Below are 19,648 nucleotides of genomic sequence, written 5' to 3'. Positions count from 1 at the left end.
TTTAACATTTATTGTGCTGCGAACTATTCGCCAAGCACAAATTTCAAATCACCGACCCCTACATCGATTTTCAAATTAATGGTGGTATCTGAATGGTCGTACGCTTCATTTACATAGACGCCTTTTCCCTGAGAGATGAAGCCTTTCGTTCCTAAGCTACCGAGCCCTTTTGAGATGGTCAATTTAACACCAGTCTCCTTCGGTAAGTGAATTTCCGCATCCCCCACGCCAAGATTGATTTCCCCCTCGAAGCTTTCCCGCCAATCGTCATTTAGATTGATTGTGGTATCACTGACTCCGGCATCAATCGATAAATGACTGAGACGGATTCCCGCCAAGTTCAATTCTGAATCGGAGACACCCATCTCGACAGCGAGATTTACGGGTATTTCATTTGTCAGTTGAAGATTCCAATCGTTTCGTGCGTTCCGGAAAGCCAAGAGACCTTTTGTTTTCTGCCGAATTACCACATGACCGACTTTTCCTTTCTTCTTGTAAGAGATCGATGGATCCCACTTTTTCACGTTTGTATCAATGACACCATCCACCCACCCTTCAGCACCGCCCTCAATCAAAAGATTTCCAGCACCAAAGCCAATTTCAACGTCCAATGATTTTGCACTGTCTTTTTCTATCGACAGATCACCGGACACCCGATCTTTTTTTACCCAGCCATAGCCCCAAAATCCAACGATGGCTAGAAGTCCTACCCCTGCTAAAATAATCACAGTTTTTCTCATACCAGTCTCCCCCTTTTTTCAATCATAAATCAACCTCCATAAAGTTGAATCCATCAAATGCCTGAACTTAACATCAGTCTAAGGGCTGAGCATGCCAGTATATGAAGATTTCTGTCCGGATATTTTAGGATAAGGTTCCTTTTCAGTTCTACTTAAAGCACACCTTCCATAGTTTCTTATATGAGTAACTAATTCCAAGGAGTGATTCAAATAAGAAAAATGGGCTTAGCAATAATGTTGTTGGTACTCGGTCTTTCTTTTTTCCTTCCAACACAAACAGCCGCAGCAACAACAGAAATGTATGTATATGCGAAGAATGACATTTTCCTGCGTACGAAACCGAATCAACATGCCGATAAGTTGGGGACTATTAAAAATCATTCCAAGGTGACTGTCTTGTCTTCTTCAAATGGATGGTCATTGGTTCAGACTGGTAAGAATAAAGGGTATGTTTATACTTCGGCTTTATCCAAAAAAGAGCAGAAAGCTGTTCCAACAACTGTTACCGGCAACTTAACGCCTGCAGACGGTCTGATTCTCACATATGCGCCTTCTTTCCTCGACGATCAGAAAGAGACGTTCTTTGCGAAAAAAGAAGAGGAGTACACTTATTTATATAATAAGAACAGTTCCGTTTACCCTTATTTGTCAAACTTAACATACATTGAGGACAATGAAAGGCTTCTCATGGGGGTATCGAGTTCGGATTTTATCTTTCTGAATGTTTCCTATCCGTTGAAACAAGGAGCATACACAAAAAATCAGTCCTTTATGGCTGAGGAGAAGGTTTTAGTAGAGAGTACAACGAAAACCATCACAGTGAAAGCAGGCTCTTTCAGGAATGTCGTTATTCTCCGCTTCCCAGATGGCTCCAGAGTATATCTTGCAAAAGGGAACGGAGTTATTAAAAGTACAGATGGAAATGGAAAAATTACTATAGAACTGGCATCTGTAAAGCAGGAAAAATAGTACATCTATCGCGGCGCCGTGCTCTCCTGGGGCGGCGTTTTTCTGGTGATACTCCTAACCATTGATCAGTATATTTTATAACGTGATTGACATTTGACAGCGACAGTTGTTGCCATTCTTTTCGATGGTAACTTTCAGCCCGATGTTGTCTACGCGTGCAATACATACTATAAACAATTCATGGACAAAACAGTCGTGATTACAGGAGGCTTGAGGTGGCTAACCCATCTACGATTCTTGCCCACTCAATTAAGATGACCAGATACTCATTCCCACACAAATTGCCCCTTCCACTTAAACACACTTACATTTTTTTCTATGCTGACTTAGTATTTATTCAATAACTTGTAAGGGATTCTTATGAGCACTTTTAAGCACAATTATTAATTTTACCCTCTTCTCCAGAGCATAATCTTTACAAAAATTTTGAAAGCGTAATATTTGAATTGAATAACATTAGACCGTTCGAACCATTGAGGGAACGTGTCAATAAAGTAATCCGAACATGTTCCAGAGCACATTACCGATGTTTTTCGCAAAAGGAATAAGATGGAATATATGAAGGGAATCTATTAGGTTAGACCTCTTTTTGGTCTATCGTCAAGTATTGGACAGGTCTGATGGAGTATTTCTTTAATTATGACAAAGGTTAATATTTCCATGGAAACTTGTCATTTGATTGTTACGCGGCCGTAGTTTTCTTTTGTTATTGTAGTTTGTAAGCAGATAGGGCACTGCTAAATTATCCAATTGAAAGCTTCATATTCAAAATGGACATTTTAAAAAAATAGCCCTAATTTTAAGCTCTTGATTAAAAGGAGGTAGATTGTACATAGCAATTTAAGAGAACAAGTTTAATAATTGAGCTTCAAAAAAACTTAAAACAGAAAGGTGTTTGATGAAATTTGGTTAAAGAAACTACTCAAAAAGAGAAAAGCACAAACAAGAAAATTTTGCCATTCGTGATGTCAACCTCAATGTTAACAGCTGCTATTTTCGGTGCAGGCGGATCAGCTTTTGCAGCTGAAGAAGGTGAGGAAAAAGAATTTAAAAATCACGGTGCAGAAGTTTCATCTTTTGCAACTAGCACTCCGGGCTCACCTGAAAAAGGATCATTAATGCGTACAATTGCAAATAAAAATTTGCAGGAAAAAGCACAAAATGAAGATGATTCGGATGATTTTACAGATGAAGATGAAGCAACGGATGTAACGGTTGAGGAAGAAGATACAACGGATCTACCAGTAATTGATGATGAAGCAACAGAGGTGCCGGTTGAGGAAGACGATGCAACGGATGCACCGGTTGATGAGGATGAAACAACGGATCTACCAGTAATCGACGATGAAGCAACAGAGGTGCCGGTTGAGGAAGACGATGCAACGGATACACCGGTTGATGAGGATGAAACAACCGATCTACCAGTAATCGACGATGAAGCAACAGAGGTGCCGGTTGAGGGAGACGATGCAACGGATACACCGGTTGATGAGGATGAAACAACCGATCTACCAGTAATCGACGATGAGGTAACAGAGGTGCCGGTTGAGGAAGACGGTGCAACGGATACACCGGTTGATGAGGATGAAATAACGGATCTACCAGTAATCGAAGATGAAGCAACAGAGGTGCCGGTTGAGGAAGACGATGCAACAGATGCACCTATAATTGATGATGAGACAGCAGATGAAACTGAGATTGAAGAAGAGATTGAAGAAGAACCTGCTGATGAGCCTGCTAGTGAAGATGAGACAGCAAATGAAACTAATGAAACAGAAAGGCCAGCTGACGATAATATCAATGAAGATATTACGACAACTGACCAATCTACCGATAGCACTATTATAACAGATGAGCTAGTAAATGAATATAGGTCTGTCATACAAAACTATGTAAGTTTAATCGAGTATTATGATTTCCTAATTCAGGATCAACTTGAAATGATCTTACCAGAAGATGAAGACAATGTTTTGCAGGAACCTGGCAATGCTGACGACACTTCGGAACAACCAACTGATGAAGAAGAAGCAGTTGAAGTACCTGCTGATGGCGAAGAGGCCACTGAACAACCAGCTGACGAAGATGCAGTTAAAGTACCTGCCAATGGCGAAGAGGCCACTGAACAACCAGCTGACGAAGAAGATGCAATTGAAGTACCTGCCGATGGCGAAGAGGCTACTGAACAACCAGCTGACGAAGAGGAAGAATCTGTTGAAGAGGATAGACAAACAACAGTTCGGGACAAGTTGGTCGGCTATTACCAACAAGTCGTTATATCGTACAACTCTCTATTTAGCTTATTAAAAAAATAAATTAAATCTTCTTATACAATTGAATGTGACACTTATTAGTACTCCTTGAATTCATTATCGCATTAACCTGTCTGTAATCAATAGGGAGTTGTTTTATCAACATAATCAATTGTCTAAGATATGAAAGATAGCACCAAAATGTAAAAAATCCCTTCCGAATCCGTAATCGGCCTTGGAAGGGGTTTTGTTCACTTTATTACAATCGGTGCGGGTGAATTACATCATGCCACCCCTAAGTTAGCAACTAAAATCCTCTAAAACAACCACAAAGAAACACCGTTATATCAACATTTCACAGAAAATCGATAAACAATTCTAAATGATGAATCAATCTTTTGTGACAATAAAAGGAATTTATTTGATAATAAAAAATCTCACCATATATATGGATGAGATTCTCTATATTAACAAATACGTTTTGCTACTATTTCAATTTTGGAGATTTACTTTAATCCCTGGACACTATAAACCTTAACCATTTATAAGTCTTTTAAAAGAAACTAATATAAAGGCTGATAAAAGCAGTAGTAAGTCTTAGGTCCAATACTTTTTAACATTCATTTATTAAAATAAGTAAACCCTTAAAAATTTTTAGAAAGTAAAAAAATTATACAAATTATTTTCTGTGTCATGAATGATTATTTAATCTCTTTTACATTCTTAGTTGTGTGAGTGACTGGCACTCGACGACAAGATACTCGCTACATAAAAAGTGGTTGGTTTAAATAACCCCTAAGTGGATGGTCCTCAAAAATGCTTTATATTATAGAATTATAACATATAGAACGAGGAAATTTATTTCTAAAAAGGAGGAAGGCATGAAGTTAGCCCTTATTGTATCAATGATTTTCGTGGTCATTATTTTAGCTATCGGAGTAATCTTGACCATATCCGTTGCTAATTCTAGGAATGAAAATTACAATAGTGAAAAAAGTTTTTCCAGTTTGCTGTGGGTTTATGTTTTATCAATCCCATTTATTGTTGTATTGACCCTTATAGCTATATTTATATTTTATTAATAACGGAGGACGGTTCGGTACCAGTGAAAAAGCACATGTTTTTTTCGAGTCTCAGGAACCGTCTAAACCCACTGAAAAAGTTCGTATTTCAATGATACATTCTTTAGATTCTTCCTGTAGACTCTTTGACCGAGGGGTGGATTATTCACAATCGTCCCCTAAATTATGTTGTTGACGTAACAATACAACAACGACACAATTCTAGGGAATAATTGGGTTCACTGAAAAATCATTGGCAGTCTTTAAAATTTAAACATTTTTTTAAACAATACCCGAGAATAAAATACCATTATATCCCGTAACTTCTCAACGCGTAGACAAACCTTGAAATGCCTTCTTGTATTGAGGCTCCGTTACCTTTTCCATAAGTAAATCGAACGTATCCATTTGTTGAACCCATTATTCTTCCAGGTACAAATGAAACGCCTTTTTTCATAGATTCTTCAAGTAACTTATATCCATCAATTTCGTGATTTATTTTACACCATAAATGAATTCCGCCTTGTGGCACTAAATATGTAACCTCATTTTTAGTTAAACTGTCCAATGCTAAAATTAACGCATCCCTACGCTCCCTCAGTTGAATCCTTAAATTTGAAACATGCTTGTCAAATTGAGGGGAATCTAGAAATTGATTCGCTATCCATTGAGGAAAAACACTATGACCAAAGTCAATTTGCTGTTTGCCATCTGATAAACGCTTAATCACTTTTTCTGGTCCAATAATCCAACCAATGCGTAATCCTGATGCAACAACTTTTGATAAAGAACTAATGTATACAACATTTTCATTATCGTCCATTGACTTTAACGTGGGTCCAATGCGCCCATCGAATGACGTCAAATTATAAGGATCATCCTCTATTATGGGAATACCGTACTTTAATGATAATTCCAATATTCTCTTTCGACGTTCCAGAGACATTTTTGTGCCAGTAGGATTTTGATAATCAGGATTTAAAAAAAGCATACGAATTCGATGTTTTCTTTGTAAAGCTACAATATCATCAGGATTTAAGCCATATTGATCAACTGGGAGTAATAGCGTTCTAATACCAAACGATTGAAAGATCGGTAAAGAGTATGCGTAGGATGGATCTTCAATAGCTACTGTATCACCTGGTTTTAACAGGCATTGAACGATTAGGTGGATTGCTTGCTGAGCGCCCGATGTAATCAGTATGGAGTTTGGCTCAACAACCATATTTTTATAGGTTTTTACATGTTTACAAATTGTCTCCCGTAATCCCGCATCGCCTAAAGGATGATCGTAACCTAAATGCTCATCAAACGCATGATCTTTAAGAATCCTAGCGAATTGGACGTTAGGTAGTAAGTCTGCTGCAAGTTCCCCGCTTGATAGGTTAATCATTCCTTCTTGCTCAGTTTCATTACGAAGTTTCTGAACCAACGGAAGATTCGGAAGAAATGAGCCATCTTCTACATATCTACCCCAATTGGGGACTCTTTTATGAGTTAGTCCCCATATATCCGTATTTATATAAGTGCCGCTTCCTTTTCTTCTGACAATTAATCCAATCGCCTCTAACTCATCATAAGCAGTCACAACTGTACTCCGATTTATCTGTAACTTTTTTGCTAACTCACGTTCAGATGGCAATGGCTGGTCCTGAGATAAATCTCCCGATATAATCCCATTCTCTATTTGTTCTGCAAGTTGCCTATACATAGGTTTTCTTATTGAACGGTCTAGCATAAATTGCATTAAACTCCATCCTTTATTTATAATTTTTCAATATAACAAATTTCGTATTATGCTCATAGTGAAATTTTAAATGTTATTATCTCATCTCCTGACATCAGTATCCCTATAGAAGTGTTAAAGATGACCTCGGCCATTACGTTAACGAAGTCACTTTTTGTTTTAATTCTACCTTTTTACTTTTACAGCTTTTCGCGCTCAAAATTTAAGCGATCGATACCAAGTATAGACTCAATTCTCTATAAAGAAAAATTACATAAGAAAAGAATTGCCGGGTTAATTTTAATTACAAGCGGCATTGTCCTTTTAAATATTGGCGACTGTTGGTTTATCGGAAAGCGCAATTCATTTACCGAAACCTATTCATTTTAGACGTAGAGGCTAAAGTACGCAGCTGCTAACGCTACTATTAATTTAGACTCAATCTCTGTTTTCAATAGATTCAGCAGCGTATTATCTCCCTTGTTATTAACCATCTTAAAGTTCATACATCTGCCCTCCTCTTTGCATAAAGTCCATTTTCCTAATTATGTAGTCCTACTACAATGATGCCAGTGCAGACAGCTTGTCACAAGACAGTGACAGATACTTGTAAATGTTACTAGAAAAATGAATTTATTAAGATAAATAAACGCTTATACAAAGATCAGGGTTTCATTTTCACTTGTTCGGAAGGCTATCCATGTACAATTAAGCAATTTTCCAACCGTCTACAGCGTCTGCTAGCAAAAATGCCTGACTTATGTAAGCACATCACGCCACACTCATTCCAGCATACACATGCTTCGTTGTTAATTGAAGCAAATGTTAATATGAAAGTTATCTCCCATAGGCTCGGGCATTCTTCAGTAGCGACGACGGACGAAATTTACGGACATCTAACAAGAGGATTAGAAAAAGAGACCTCTCAAAAATTCAGTGAATTAATGAGAGACCTCTATATTTTGAGTGATTTTATTGGCGCTTATGACTAATAAAATGAACACGGTTTGATGATCAGTGCTCTAACCCATGTCATATCAAGGGCTTAGAGTTTCACTTACATCATGCCGCCCATGCCACCCATACCGCCCATATCAGGCATAGCAGGGCCAGCTGCTTCTGGTAAATCAGCAACTACAGCCTCTGTAGTCAAGAACATAGCCGCTACAGATGCCGCGTTCTGCAATGCGTAACGCGTAACTTTAGTCGGGTCCACGATACCTGCTTCTACCATGTTGACCCACTCGCCGTCTGCTGCGTTGAAACCGATGCCGACTTCTTCGCGCTTCAAGCGGTCCACTACGATAGATCCTTCAAGACCTGCGTTTGTAGCGATCTGACGTACTGGTTCTTCTAGTGCACGTAGAACGATTTTGACTCCTGTTGCTACGTCGCCTTCTGTTGATTCTAGTAATGCTTCTACTTGCTTGTAAACATTCACAAGTGCAGTACCGCCACCCGATACAATTCCTTCTTCAACAGCTGCACGTGTAGAGTTCAATGCGTCTTCAATTCGAAGTTTACGCTCTTTTAACTCAGTTTCTGTAGCCGCTCCGACTTTGATTACTGCTACGCCGCCAGCTAGTTTAGCTAAACGCTCTTGCAATTTCTCCTTGTCGAATTCAGAAGTTGTTTCTTCGAGTTGTGAACGAATTTGGCCTACGCGTGATTCGATTGCACCTGCGTCTCCGCTGCCTTCAACGATTGTTGTGTGATCTTTTGTAACAACGACTTTCGATGCGCGACCTAGTGAAGTAAGGTCTGCAGACTTCAGATCAAGTCCTAAGTCTTCTGTGATGACTTGTCCGCCTGTCAAGACTGCAATGTCTTCTAGCATCGCTTTACGGCGATCACCAAAGCCAGGTGCCTTCACTGCAACTGCGTTGAATGTTCCACGAAGTTTGTTGACGACTAGAGTAGCCAATGCTTCTCCTTCAACATCTTCTGCAATGATAAGAAGTGGCTTACCTTGCTGAACAACCTGCTCAAGTACAGGAAGAATTTCTTGGATATTCGTAATCTTCTTGTCTGTGATCAAGATATACGGGTTGTCCAAAGATGCTTCCATCTTATCTGTATCTGTTGCCATATAAGCAGATGCATATCCGCGGTCGAATTGCATACCTTCTACCACATCAAGTTCTGTTGTGAAGCCTTTAGACTCTTCGATTGTGATGACGCCATCGTTTCCAACGCGTTCCATCGCTTGTGCAATCAAATCGCCGACTTCTTCATCGCCTGAAGAAATAGCTGCTACTTGTGCAATTTCTTGCTTGCTTTCGATTTCATCGGAAACGCCTTGTAGCCCTTCTACTGCTGCTACTACTGCTTTTTCGATTCCTTTACGGATGCCTACTGGATTTGCGCCAGCTGTTACGTTTTTCAAACCTTCACGAATCATAGCCTGTGCTAGAACCGTAGCTGTTGTTGTTCCGTCCCCTGCAATTTCATTCGTTTTAGAAGCTACTTCCGCCACAAGCTTTGCGCCCATGTTTTCGAATGCATTTTCTAATTCGATTTCTTTTGCAATTGTAACACCATCATTTGTGATCAATGGAGAGCCAAATTTACGCTCAAGTACGACGTTACGTCCTTTTGGTCCAAGTGTTACTTTAACAGCATCTGCCAATGTATCTACGCCGCGTAGCATTGCAGTACGTGCTTCTTCGTTAAATTTAAGTTCTTTAGCCATTTAAATGATTCCCTCCTGATTTTTCATATCTTTTGTTTTTATAACAGTCGATTAACCGATCGTTGCCAAGATATCGCTTTCACGCAAGATCAAGTATTCAGTACCTTCATATTTCACTTCTGTGCCTGCATATTTAGAGAAGATGATACGGTCACCTTCTGATACTTCCAAGTTCACACGTTGTCCGTTCTCAAGAACACGGCCTGTACCAACAGCAATTACTTTTCCTTCTTGCGGCTTTTCTTTTGCAGAGTCTGGTAAGACAATGCCGCTTGACGTTTTTTCTTCTGCTTCGATTAATTCGATTACGATACGGTCACCTAGTGGTTTCAACAAATGAAACAACCTCCTCGAGATATTGTTTAGTTTTGAAATTTTAGCACTCAGTAACTATGAGTGCTAACACAACTCTTATCATAAAGAATTCCATTTAGAATTGCAAGTAAAAGCTTTCGACATTTTCTTTTTTGCCAAACGTCTTTTTTCGCGTTAAAATGGTCAATATGTATGGAAGAAAGGTTGTGTACAGTGAAAAACTGGGTTGTCGCTCTAATACTTTTTATTACCTACGTTCTTATGCAAATCGCTAGCATATTTCTCGCGCCAGTACTGGTCTTTTATTTCTCGGAAAAAGGATTACCGCAAGTTGAAGCTCTATCACACGGTTTCGCTTGGACGCTTTTCACCGTCAACACGATTGCCGCGATTATTTTTGTCATCATCCTGCTAAAAAACAAGAAATTCATTCCTGTATTTAAAGGAAAGCCTGCACATATGGGAAATGTTCTTCTTTGGGGGATCATTGGATTTTTCCTAGCGATGGCCGGGCAAATCTTAGGAGCCGCAATCGAGTCGATGTTCGGTGTCGAAGCAGGCTCTGAAAATACTGAATTACTTTCAAACATTGCGAAAACTGCTCCAATCATCATCTTTCCTATGGTTCTCTTTGCACCATTCCTTGAAGAAGTCGTGTTTCGCCGCATTTTATTCGGAGGCTTGTACAGGAAGACGAACTTCTGGATTGCTGCGATTGCGAGTGCTGTCGTATTCGCTGCCGTGCATAACGAGTTGCAGCATCTACTCATGTATTTGATGCCAGGACTCGCTTTTGCATTTGTCTACTACAAAACAAAAAGACTGCTCACACCGATGATCGCTCACTTTTTGATGAACGGCTTTGTGACAGTCGTACAATGGAATGCAGAAAAATTGCAGCAACTACAGGATATGCAGCAAAGCATCATCACATTCCTACTATAAAAAATTCTCTCCTCGCATTTTATTACGCAAGGAGAGATTTTTTATTGAGCCGCCATCACTTGTACCATTTTATCAATGTCAGGTTTTGCAGTACTCTTCACACCTTCCGTCAGAATACTGAAAATCAGCTCTTCGCCACTCTTCGTTTTCACATATCCTGATAAGGCATCTGTATGGTTTAATGAACCTGTTTTCGCCAACACTTTTCCTTTGACCAGAGGGCTCGTCAAACGATTACGCAATGTACCGCCCAGCATCCGATCGTTTATTCCCGCAACTGGCAAAGAACGTTCAAATGTTGGATACCACGGCTTTGTCTGAGCTTCGAATAACACTTCTGAGATTTTCTCAGAAGGTATCTTATTTTTATGCGACATACCCGAAGCATCTTCTAAATAAATACCTTTCAAACTGATGCCGTCTTTTTGTACCGTTTCTCTCATAACACGCAAGCCGGCATCCCAGCTGCCTTCATTGTATACAGCCCGTCCCATCGATTTTGCTAAAATTTCAGCATGTGCATTGTTGCTAAGCTTCATGAAGGGCATCATCAAGTAGTACAAGGACATCGACTTTTTCGTTGCAAGCAATTGGGCATTCGCTGGAGTTTTGGATCGACTTACTTTCGTAGTTTTACTGAAACTGATGCCTTGTTTAGCAAGCGCTCGTTTGAAAACATCTGCTGTGTATGCACTCGGATTCGAAACCGTCACCCATTGACGTTTACCGCTCGAGTTGACGGGGATGTTTCCTGAGACGATGATCGTATTCGTTCCATATTGGCGAGCCATTGTCACTGTGTTCGGCTTACCTTTAGGAACCGTTCGCGTTCGATTGACAACTTTAACAATGTTTGTGTGTGGAGTTAACGTAACGGCTGCCGGCTTGCCGTTTTTCGTTGGTTTTGCTTGAACGATCGTTGTCCCTGCATCATAATCTTCATTCGGCGACAACGTCAATGCCGAGATTTGTGCAGCGTAATAATGCGTTTCATCCGATTTATAAATACCCGGAGATAAACGCTTTGTGTCAAACCATGTATCATCCGCCACAATATTTCCTGTGATGGACTTGATGCCTGACTGACGCACCTCTTTCGCAAGCTGCTGCAAATCCCGTTCCATTAAGGTCGGATCCCCTGTTCCCCGCAAATAAAGCTGGCCGTTCAGGACACCGTTTTTCACGGGCCCACTCGCTAATACATCTGTCTGGAAGGTATAATCTTCGCCCAACACTTCAAGAGCAGTCGTCGCAGTTAACACTTTAACATTGGACGCCGGCGTGACGCCTTGATCCGCTCGGTATTGATATACGATTTTATTCGAATCCGCCTCACGTACAACTATACTGCTCTTCGTACCGCGCATGCGCTGACTCGTAATAACCTGATTGATTCCCGCTTCCATAGCTTTATAAGATTGCTCTGCAGCAACCGCTTGACCTCCTGTTATAGGAGTATAGACACTCGCACTGACTAAAACTGCACCTAGTAACCATTTACTCAATCGACGTTGAGTCTTTTTTCTATTCACTGAATCTCATTTCCTCCCAATCTCGTTGTCCCTGCTAGTTTACCATACTGCGTACTTCAACTGAACCCAATTTATAACAGAAACAAAAAATCCTCCTGCATAGGCAAGAGGACTTGAATTTTATTTGTTTGAATCGGTTTGATTCATCACTTCATCGATTTGACGTTGCTGCTCTGCTTTCACTTCTTCCAGTTTCCGCAGTTGTTCAGCTTTTTCAAACTTCCTATATCCTAGACGTGAGATCACGATACTGATTTCATATAGGATGAACAAAGGAACCGTGACGAACAAATGCGATACGATGTCAGGAGGTGTGATGAATGCCGCCAATACGAACAGGCCAAAGTAGGAATATTTCCGTACCTTCACCAAGACTTTTGGCTGCAATATTCCTAAACGGGATAAAAATAAAATGACGATCGGCAGCTGGAAAACGAAACCGAACGGCAAAAGTATAGAAAAAAGAAAAGAGAAGTATTCGTTAATACCAATTGTCTGTTCAATGTTTAATTGATCAGACAAATTAATCATGAATTTCATAATATATGGCAGTAACACGAAATACGAGAAACTGATCCCTGCTAAAAACAGAAGAAAAGCAAAGGGAATGTACGACAGTGTGACTTTTCTTTCTAAATCACGAAGACCTGGGGATATGAACGCCCACAATTGATACATTAGGACCGGTGAAATAATGATGATCGCCAAGAAAATGATTACCTTTAAATAAATGACAACCGGATCGACGACATTAAATGCATTCAACACTACTTCTTCTGCCGGTGTATCATATTGGATAAAGTGAATCAAAGGCTTTGCAAAAAAGAAACTGGCAATCACGCCAACAATAAAGAAAACGACGATAACCATCAGCCGTTTTCGAATCTCATCTATATGTTCAACGATCGTTAAGTTTTTATCTGCCATCAGACTAACACCCTAACTTAGCGCACTTCTTCTTTCTTGTCTTCAACCTTTTTTACCTCATCGTCATCCGCAAGACCTTTCGTTGCGTTTTTAAACTCACGCAATGAAGAACCGAATGCTTTACCGATTTCAGGTAACTTCTTAGGACCAAATATAAGCAATGCGATAACCGCAATAATTAACAAACTACCAACGCCTGGAGCCATGATTGGTCACCTCCTCATAATATGTCTATTCTACACGAAAACCCTCGCATTTACTATTGCCAGGTCAGTTCATTTGTGAATCTTTTACGTCATTTTTGATGAGATAAATCAATGTCTGCAACTCGCCGGAAAGATCGATGCTTTGGATACGGATCGTATCGGGTACAGCCAGCCGTTCAGGGGTGAAATTCAAAATTCCTTTCACACCAGTTTGAGCGAGGCGGTCCGTCAATTCCTGTGCCACTCTCTTCGGTACGGTCAAAATAACCATTTCGATCCCTAGTTCAAGGATTTTCTCCTCCAGTCGATCAGGCGGATAGATCGGAATATGATTCCGTTCTTCGCCGTCATAAGGCGCTTTCGGATCAAATGCTACAACAATTTTCGTGTTGTGAATCTTTTGGAAGTTGTACTTCAGAAATGCATTCCCTAGACTCCCGACCCCGATCAAAGCCACATTTGTTTCTTCATCTTGGTCTAGTGTCTCGCGGAAAAACTGCAATAATGAATCAACATCATAGCCGTATCCTTTACGTCCCAGCGCACCAAAATGCGAGAAGTCCCTGCGAATTGTAGCGGCATCAATCTTCATTGCTTCGCTTAATTCACTAGACGAAATTCGCTGTACACCTGCATCTGCGTAATTGCGTAAAAATCTATAGTATAAAGGCAATCGTTTCGTTGTTGCCTGCGGAATTCTTTTTGTACCCACTGCTTTCCTTACCCCCAGTGTTGCCCTATTACATCCTCCGCTTAAATCCTCAAGGAAAACGAAGGTGAGCCGCTTTTATCGTACAGGAGAACCCATCAGTTGTAAAGCCGATTATTGCATGGTGCTACCGATTCCATTAAACTTAGAAGGGAATAGAGGTGTGAGGCTTGATTATTTTACAAGTAAATGGACTGACCAAGTCTTTTTCAGGCACGGACCTGCTGGAAAATGTGCGTCTCGAAGTTCAACATCGAGACCGCGTTGCACTAGTTGGACGCAATGGTGCCGGAAAATCGACATTATTAAAAATAATAGCAGGCGAATTATCAGCCGACGAAGGCGATATTATCATCCCGAAAGACATACGAGTCGGCTATTTGGAGCAACATAGCGGCATTGATTCAGAATTGACGATTTGGGATGAAGTAATGACAGTATTTGCACCGCTTCGACAAAAAGAAGAACGTTTACGCACCCTCGAGCATCAAATGGCCGAGCCTTCCGTCTACGAAGACGCAGACCGCTATGCGCGTGTTATGGCTGAATATGATGAACTGCAGATTGCATTTAAGGAAGCAGGAGGCTATCAGTTTGAGGCCGATGCGCGTTCTGTCCTTCATGGAATGCGGTTTTATCCGGAAGACTATGAGAAGCCTGTCGATCTATTATCCGGCGGCCAAAAGACGCGGCTCGCGTTGGCTAGGATGCTGCTGAGCAAGCCGGATTTATTAATACTGGATGAACCGACGAACCATTTGGACATCGAGACCTTAAATTGGCTGGAGCGCTATCTATCCGCTTACGAAGGGGCGATTCTGATTGTTTCGCATGACCGTTATTTTCTCGACAAGGTCGTGACAACAGTCTATGAGGTATCTCGTCGAAAAGTGACGAAATACAGTGGAAATTACAGTACCTACTTAGATGAGAAAGCGAAGAATTATGAACGCGATCAAAAGCTTTTCGAGCAGGAACAAGGTGAGCGCGCGAAGCTTGAGGAGTTTATCCAGAAAAATATCGCACGCGCTTCGACTTCCAAAATGGCGAAGAGCCGCCGCAAACAACTGGAACGCAGGGAGTGGATGGATTCACCTGAAGGCGATGAAAAGTCCGCAAACTTTTCATTTTCATTGGATCGGCCGAGCGGCAATGATGTCCTTTCTCTCGATGACGTAAAGATTGGCTATGGATCACAGCCCGTGTCAGAACATATTTCCGTACGCGTCTATAAAGGAGACCGCGTTGCTTTTGTCGGGCCGAACGGCGTCGGCAAGTCGACGTTACTGAAGACCATCGTCAAGCGTAATGAGCTGCTTGACGGCGATATTCGCTATGGTACCAACGTCCAGTTCGGATACTATGACCAAAACCAGGCAACATTGATTGGGTCTGGTACGGTTCTGCAGGAAATCTGGGATGACTGGCCCATGATGAACGAAAAGGATATCCGCTCCTTGCTTGGTCGCTTCCTGTTTACTGGCGACGACATCGAAAAGCACGTGACGTCGTTATCAGGCGGAGAAAAAGCCAGGCTTTCATTGGCCCAGCTCATGCTGGAAAAGTCCAACACACTTATTTTGGACGAGCCGACAAACCATTTGGATCTTGACAGCAAGGAAATTCTTGAAAACGCGCTGGATGACTTTCCTGGCACGATTCTTTTCGTTTCGCATGACCGCTACTTCATCAATCGACTCGCAACGAAAGTTATAGAACTGAGCGAACATGGCGCAGTTGAATACTTGGGCGACTATGATTACTATGTCGAGAAGAAAACAGAAATGGAAGAAATCGCCGCAGTGACACAGGTTGAGCAACGTGAAAAGGAACCTGCTGTAAAGAAAGAAAATGCCGGAAAAGAGTTTCAGCGTCAAGAACGTCGGCTAACTAGAGCGATTGCTGAAATCGAAAAGAAGATGGAAACATTTGATGATGAAATCGCCGAACTACAAGCCCAGTTATTGAATCCTGATATCGCGAACGACCACGTCCAGTTGATGGAGATTCAACGACGTATCGACGAGTTGCAAGCAACACACGATGAACAAGCTGAAGAATGGTTAATGCTGCAAGATGAATTAGACAATTTATAAGAAAAGTCGGCTGTCCTGAAAGTAAGATACTCTTTCAGTGACAGCCTTTTCTTATATTCCGGGTAAGTGAAGTGAAAGGGCGACATAAAGTATTGTTTGCACCGCAACAAATTATGATAACTTATAGTCTGACAAATTGCGACTTTCACATTACAATTGCAAACGCAATTCGTCAACATGACTGATACACAAAGAGCTCTCTTGATTTATCCACCTTTTTTCTCCACAATCTTTTCCACAGTATAAATCCCATTTTGAATACATATGAACATAGTTATGAACATTATCCACAGGGTTTATGCTAAACATCCACAAAGTTATCCAAGTGACACACCCGTATCGTGCACAACTTTCTAAACTTACCCACATTTAATCCACAAATTGTGTATAAGTACGAATGTTCTCTATTGACAATTCTTCTTGCGCATAATGAAAAAACACATATTTTGCTGAATATTAGCAAAATATGTGTTCATTATTATTAATTCCATGATTTCAATGGCATACCAGGACGACCATTCATCGTTGAGTCGCTGCGGACGCCACTTTTCCACATCTCATACCCAGCTGCCGCTATCATGGCCGCGTTATCTGTGCATAACGCAATAGGTGGAACATAGAAAGGAATTCCTTCTTTTTGCAGTGCCTCTGTTAAAGACTTGCGCAAGCCTTGATTGGCTGCTACGCCTCCTGCAGCGATTACTTGTTTTACATCAAATTGTTTGGCTGCCTTCACAGTCTTTACCGTCAGCACATCCACAACGCTCTGTTGAAAACCTGCAGCTACATGCTGAGGATCGATCTGTCCGCCTTTTTGCTCGATATTATGCTTATAATTAATGACCGCTGATTTCAAACCACTGAAACTGAAATCATACGAATCCGCCTCTAGCCAAGCGCGCGGAAAATCAATGCTTTGCTCACTTTCCAATGCAAGCCTATCTACTTGCGGACCACCTGGATAAGGCAATCCAAGCACACGGGCCACCTTGTCGTAAGCCTCTCCTGCTGCATCATCACGTGTTTCTCCAATCAACTCGAAGGACCCGTGAGACTTCATGACAACGAGTTCCGTATGGCCTCCAGAAACAATCAGTGCTAGCAGCGGAAACTCCATTGGATGCATTAGTTGGTTGGCATACACATGACCTGCAATATGATGTACGCCGATCAGCGGCAATTGGTTAGCAAACGCAAAAGCCTTCGCTGCATTTACCCCAATCAATAAGGCTCCTACCAGTCCAGGACCCTCCGTCACAGCAACAGCTTCCAAATCTTTTGGAACAATTTCAGCTTCCCGTAGCGCTTCTTCAATAACGAGTGTGATTTGCTCCACGTGTAAGCGAGAAGCGATTTCAGGCACTACTCCGCCGAATTGTTTCTGCTGTTGAATTTGCGAAGATACTATAGATGATACAATTTCGGTACCATTTTTCACGACCGAAGCTGCCGTTTCATCACAACTTGTTTCAATACCTAAAATATAATGATCTTTCTTCATTCGAATTCCACCCACATAACGAGCCCATCTTCATGGTCGTCCGTATAATAGTTTTTCCTGATCCCGCCTTCTTGAAAACCCAATTTACGATAAAGAGACCGCGCTGGTTCATTGCTGACACGCACTTCCAACGTCATTGTTCGTACTTCATTTAGTCTGCACAACTCCATTGCCTTTCGCATGAGATCTTCTCCAATTCCTTTTCCGCGCAATGATGAGCGAACTGCTACATTCGTAATATGACATTCATCCAAAACAATCCACATACCACAGTGACCAATAATCTCGCCATCCAGTTCCGCTACAATATAATGAGAGTACTCATTGCCTGCCAGCTCATGCTCAAAGATCTCTTCTGTCCAGGGCGTAGCAAATGCTTCACGTTCGATACTCGCCACCGAAGTAATATCTGCTAACGTCATTTTCCGAAATACTACATCCTCACTCATTGGTAGGCTCCTTCTTCACCAAGTTGACTTCCGCTTCTGTGATGCGTCTATATTGCGGAGTAAAAGAATGTACAGAGTCGGCTTGTTCAGCCCGCATAGCTAATGAAATAACAGAGGAAGCGCGTGGTACATTCACAGCAAATGAAGCGAATTTCGCTTGTTCTCCCAACTGCTCACGAATACTTTGCTCATGCAACTTCACATCTTCACCAATAAATAAAATGGGTTCTTTCATCTCTTTCAGTTGTTCTAAAAGCTCTGCCAGTGCACAGTGCTGATCTTCCATCACACTCACTAGCTCTTCTCCAGCCATACGATAAATCGCCGAATAGACATTAGACCGTCTAGCATCAAATAGTGGGCATAGGAGCCCGTTGTAAAGCTGACCATTCATAGCCAAAGACTTCAAACTGGAAACTCCATAAAGCGGCTTGCCCAATGTCCAAGCAAGTGTTTTTGCAATCGTTACACCGATCCGCACACCTGTATAAGAACCCGGTCCTTCAGAAACTGCAATCGCATCAATTTCCGAAGGGGATATTGATGTTTTTCGGCAGACCTCTTCAACAGCCGGCATTGCCCGCAAAGAGTGATTGACCTTCATCATACTCGACTCTTCAATCAGTAACTCGCCATCTTTGACGATTGCTACTGACAATGGAGAGTTCGCTGTATCAATACCTAACCATATCATATAAAAATCTCCTCACAAATACGTGTAAATCGTTCACCTTTTGCCGTTAGTTCAACTGTGCGTGTTTCCGGTCCTGTATGATGAATAACAACCTCCAAGCGCTGTTCAGGCAATTCATCTGCAATAAATTGCGCCCACTCAATGATGGAAATCGCGTCTCCATAAAACAACTCGTCCCACCCTAAGTCTTCATCGCTAGTAGCCAAACGATACACGTCTAAATGATTAAGGGGATAATTCCCTTCGTACTGTTTAATAATCGTAAAAGTAGGACTGCTGACCGTCCGGGTGATACCTATAGACTTCGCAAGTGCTTTCGCAAATGTTGTTTTACCAGCACCTAAATCGCCTTCAAGTGTCAGTACATCAGGCGGCTTCAAGTAACTGCCGATCTCAGCAGCCAACTTTTCCATCTCTTCAACTGACTTTATTTCTTTTCTCCACACAGCCAACGCACCCTTCTAATTTCATCATAATACTAGTGTACAGAAAAACAAAGTAAAACAAAAGCTTAGACAGCGGAAGTTCATCTACAAGAAAAAACGATTTCACCGGTAAGGTGAAATCGTTTGGAATGTTAAAATATGGCGGTCCCGACGGGAATCGAACCCGCGATCTCCTGCGTGACAGGCAGGCATGTTAACCGCTACACCACGGGACCATGAAAAAATTCAAAAAAATAAAAAGCCTAGCAACGTCCTACTCTCACAGGGGGAAGCCCCCGACTACCATCGGCGCTGAAGAGCTTAACTTCCGTGTTCGGTATGGGAACGGGTGTGACCTCTTCGCCATCGTTACTAGACAGATGAGTAAAGCTTGTTCACTCAAAACTGAATA

General features: G+C 41.5%; 17 protein-coding genes, 1 tRNA gene and 1 rRNA gene. 5 read left to right on the top strand and 14 right to left on the bottom strand.

Features of this window, described 5'->3' with window-relative positions; genetic code table 11:
• Window positions 1–23: 23 nt before the first annotated feature.
• Window positions 24–740 carry a toast rack family protein gene (locus H7J92_RS16645; RefSeq protein WP_078818807.1) on the bottom strand — a complete coding sequence of 239 codons (717 nt, stop codon included), beginning with the start codon at window positions 738–740 and terminating at the stop codon, window positions 24–26.
• A 234-nt stretch (window positions 741–974) separates the two neighbouring features.
• Between H7J92_RS16645 and H7J92_RS16640 the strand changes: the two genes are divergently transcribed.
• Complete coding sequence (locus H7J92_RS16640) at window positions 975–1,709, top strand: SH3 domain-containing protein (protein ID WP_221838087.1); 735 nt, start codon at window positions 975–977, stop codon at window positions 1,707–1,709.
• Between the two features lie 905 nt (window positions 1,710–2,614).
• On the top strand, window positions 2,615–4,021 hold the full coding sequence (locus H7J92_RS16635) for a hypothetical protein (protein ID WP_221838085.1): 1,407 nt from the start codon (window positions 2,615–2,617) through the stop codon (window positions 4,019–4,021).
• Window positions 4,022–5,329: 1,308 nt separating this feature from the next.
• Here H7J92_RS16635 and pdxR read toward each other — a convergent pair.
• Window positions 5,330–6,766: a MocR-like pyridoxine biosynthesis transcription factor PdxR gene (pdxR, locus tag H7J92_RS16630; RefSeq protein WP_221838084.1), complete on the bottom strand. Its 1,437-nt coding sequence runs from the start codon at window positions 6,764–6,766 to the stop codon at window positions 5,330–5,332.
• A gap of 614 nt (window positions 6,767–7,380) precedes the next feature.
• Here pdxR and H7J92_RS18085 point away from each other — a divergent pair.
• Window positions 7,381–7,737: a tyrosine-type recombinase/integrase gene (locus H7J92_RS18085; protein ID WP_078818811.1), complete on the top strand. Its 357-nt coding sequence runs from the start codon at window positions 7,381–7,383 to the stop codon at window positions 7,735–7,737.
• A 65-nt stretch (window positions 7,738–7,802) separates the two neighbouring features.
• On the opposite strand, the gene groL is transcribed toward H7J92_RS18085, so the two are convergent.
• Entirely contained in the window at window positions 7,803–9,437 is a 1,635-nt protein-coding gene (gene groL, locus H7J92_RS16620) for a chaperonin GroEL (protein WP_009498836.1), read from the bottom strand.
• A gap of 51 nt (window positions 9,438–9,488) precedes the next feature.
• On the bottom strand, window positions 9,489–9,773 hold the full coding sequence (groES, locus tag H7J92_RS16615) for a co-chaperone GroES (RefSeq protein ID WP_009498837.1): 285 nt from the start codon (window positions 9,771–9,773) through the stop codon (window positions 9,489–9,491).
• A gap of 192 nt (window positions 9,774–9,965) precedes the next feature.
• On the opposite strand from groES, the gene H7J92_RS18000 reads away from it, so the two are divergent.
• Window positions 9,966–10,697 carry a CPBP family intramembrane glutamic endopeptidase gene (locus tag H7J92_RS18000; protein ID WP_176132628.1) on the top strand — a complete coding sequence of 244 codons (732 nt, stop codon included), beginning with the start codon at window positions 9,966–9,968 and terminating at the stop codon, window positions 10,695–10,697.
• Window positions 10,698–10,738: 41 nt separating this feature from the next.
• Here H7J92_RS18000 and dacB read toward each other — a convergent pair whose 3' ends face one another.
• The 4 genes from dacB to H7J92_RS16590 all read right to left on the bottom strand — a co-directional run bounded on the left by dacB (window position 10,739) and on the right by H7J92_RS16590 (window position 14,074).
• Window positions 10,739–12,229 (bottom strand): D-alanyl-D-alanine carboxypeptidase/D-alanyl-D-alanine endopeptidase, encoded by a 1,491-nt coding sequence (gene dacB, locus H7J92_RS16605; RefSeq protein ID WP_078818813.1) that lies wholly within the window; start codon window positions 12,227–12,229, stop codon window positions 10,739–10,741.
• A 120-nt stretch (window positions 12,230–12,349) separates the two neighbouring features.
• A complete protein-coding gene (tatC, locus tag H7J92_RS16600) occupies window positions 12,350–13,156 on the bottom strand; it encodes a twin-arginine translocase subunit TatC (RefSeq protein ID WP_009498840.1) in 807 nt (268 codons plus the stop codon).
• Window positions 13,157–13,173: 17 nt separating this feature from the next.
• Window positions 13,174–13,362 (bottom strand): twin-arginine translocase TatA/TatE family subunit, encoded by a 189-nt coding sequence (locus tag H7J92_RS16595; RefSeq protein WP_009498842.1) that lies wholly within the window; start codon window positions 13,360–13,362, stop codon window positions 13,174–13,176.
• A 64-nt stretch (window positions 13,363–13,426) separates the two neighbouring features.
• The gene (locus H7J92_RS16590; RefSeq protein ID WP_009498844.1) at window positions 13,427–14,074 is read right to left on the bottom strand and encodes a redox-sensing transcriptional repressor Rex; all 648 of its coding nucleotides are present in this window, start codon (window positions 14,072–14,074) and stop codon (window positions 13,427–13,429) included.
• Between the two features lie 167 nt (window positions 14,075–14,241).
• On the opposite strand from H7J92_RS16590, the gene H7J92_RS16585 reads away from it, so the two are divergent.
• Window positions 14,242–16,167 (top strand): ABC-F family ATP-binding cassette domain-containing protein, encoded by a 1,926-nt coding sequence (locus tag H7J92_RS16585; protein WP_221838083.1) that lies wholly within the window; start codon window positions 14,242–14,244, stop codon window positions 16,165–16,167.
• Window positions 16,168–16,648: 481 nt separating this feature from the next.
• On the opposite strand, the gene tsaD is transcribed toward H7J92_RS16585, so the two are convergent.
• The 6 genes from tsaD to rrf all read right to left on the bottom strand — a co-directional run bounded on the left by tsaD (window position 16,649) and on the right by rrf (window position 19,613).
• On the bottom strand, window positions 16,649–17,668 hold the full coding sequence (gene tsaD / locus H7J92_RS16580; protein ID WP_221838081.1) for a tRNA (adenosine(37)-N6)-threonylcarbamoyltransferase complex transferase subunit TsaD: 1,020 nt from the start codon (window positions 17,666–17,668) through the stop codon (window positions 16,649–16,651).
• On the bottom strand, window positions 17,665–18,117 hold the full coding sequence (gene rimI / locus H7J92_RS16575; protein ID WP_009498849.1) for a ribosomal protein S18-alanine N-acetyltransferase: 453 nt from the start codon (window positions 18,115–18,117) through the stop codon (window positions 17,665–17,667). Before rimI ends, tsaD begins: the two co-directional genes overlap by 4 nt.
• Window positions 18,110–18,811, bottom strand: a complete 702-nt coding sequence (tsaB, locus tag H7J92_RS16570) for a tRNA (adenosine(37)-N6)-threonylcarbamoyltransferase complex dimerization subunit type 1 TsaB (protein WP_221838080.1) — start codon at window positions 18,809–18,811, stop codon at window positions 18,110–18,112. Before tsaB ends, rimI begins: the two co-directional genes overlap by 8 nt.
• On the bottom strand, window positions 18,808–19,224 hold the full coding sequence (gene tsaE / locus H7J92_RS16565; RefSeq protein WP_050804727.1) for a tRNA (adenosine(37)-N6)-threonylcarbamoyltransferase complex ATPase subunit type 1 TsaE: 417 nt from the start codon (window positions 19,222–19,224) through the stop codon (window positions 18,808–18,810). Before tsaE ends, tsaB begins: the two co-directional genes overlap by 4 nt.
• A 172-nt stretch (window positions 19,225–19,396) precedes the next feature.
• Window positions 19,397–19,472 (bottom strand) — tRNA-Asp (locus H7J92_RS16560).
• A 25-nt stretch (window positions 19,473–19,497) separates the two neighbouring features.
• Window positions 19,498–19,613 (bottom strand): 5S ribosomal RNA (gene rrf / locus H7J92_RS16555).
• Between the last annotated feature and the right edge of the window lie 35 nt (window positions 19,614–19,648).

The organism is Sporosarcina aquimarina, from assembly GCF_019748715.1.
GTDB lineage: Bacteria > Bacillota > Bacilli > Bacillales_A > Planococcaceae > Sporosarcina > Sporosarcina newyorkensis.
Note: the sequence above shows the minus strand (reverse complement) of the source record. Positions and strands in the feature narration are given on the sequence as shown.

Excerpts from the sequence above, each read along its gene's own strand:
- H7J92_RS16645 (WP_078818807.1), bottom strand. The coding sequence starts at position 740 with ATGAGAAAAACTGTGATTATTTTAGCAGGGGTAGGACTTCTAGCCATC.
- tatC (WP_009498840.1), bottom strand. The coding sequence starts at position 13,156 with ATGGCAGATAAAAACTTAACGATCGTTGAACATATAGATGAGATTCGA.
- tsaB (WP_221838080.1), bottom strand. The coding sequence starts at position 18,811 with ATGATATGGTTAGGTATTGATACAGCGAACTCTCCATTGTCAGTAGCA.
- H7J92_RS16595 (WP_009498842.1), bottom strand. The coding sequence starts at position 13,362 with ATGGCTCCAGGCGTTGGTAGTTTGTTAATTATTGCGGTTATCGCATTG.
- tsaE (WP_050804727.1), bottom strand. The coding sequence starts at position 19,224 with ATGGAAAAGTTGGCTGCTGAGATCGGCAGTTACTTGAAGCCGCCTGAT.
- rimI (WP_009498849.1), bottom strand. The coding sequence starts at position 18,117 with ATGAGTGAGGATGTAGTATTTCGGAAAATGACGTTAGCAGATATTACT.
- pdxR (WP_221838084.1), bottom strand. The coding sequence starts at position 6,766 with ATGCAATTTATGCTAGACCGTTCAATAAGAAAACCTATGTATAGGCAA.
- groL (WP_009498836.1), bottom strand. The coding sequence starts at position 9,437 with ATGGCTAAAGAACTTAAATTTAACGAAGAAGCACGTACTGCAATGCTA.
- H7J92_RS16640 (WP_221838087.1), top strand. The coding sequence starts at position 975 with ATGTTGTTGGTACTCGGTCTTTCTTTTTTCCTTCCAACACAAACAGCC.
- tsaD (WP_221838081.1), bottom strand. The coding sequence starts at position 17,668 with ATGAAGAAAGATCATTATATTTTAGGTATTGAAACAAGTTGTGATGAA.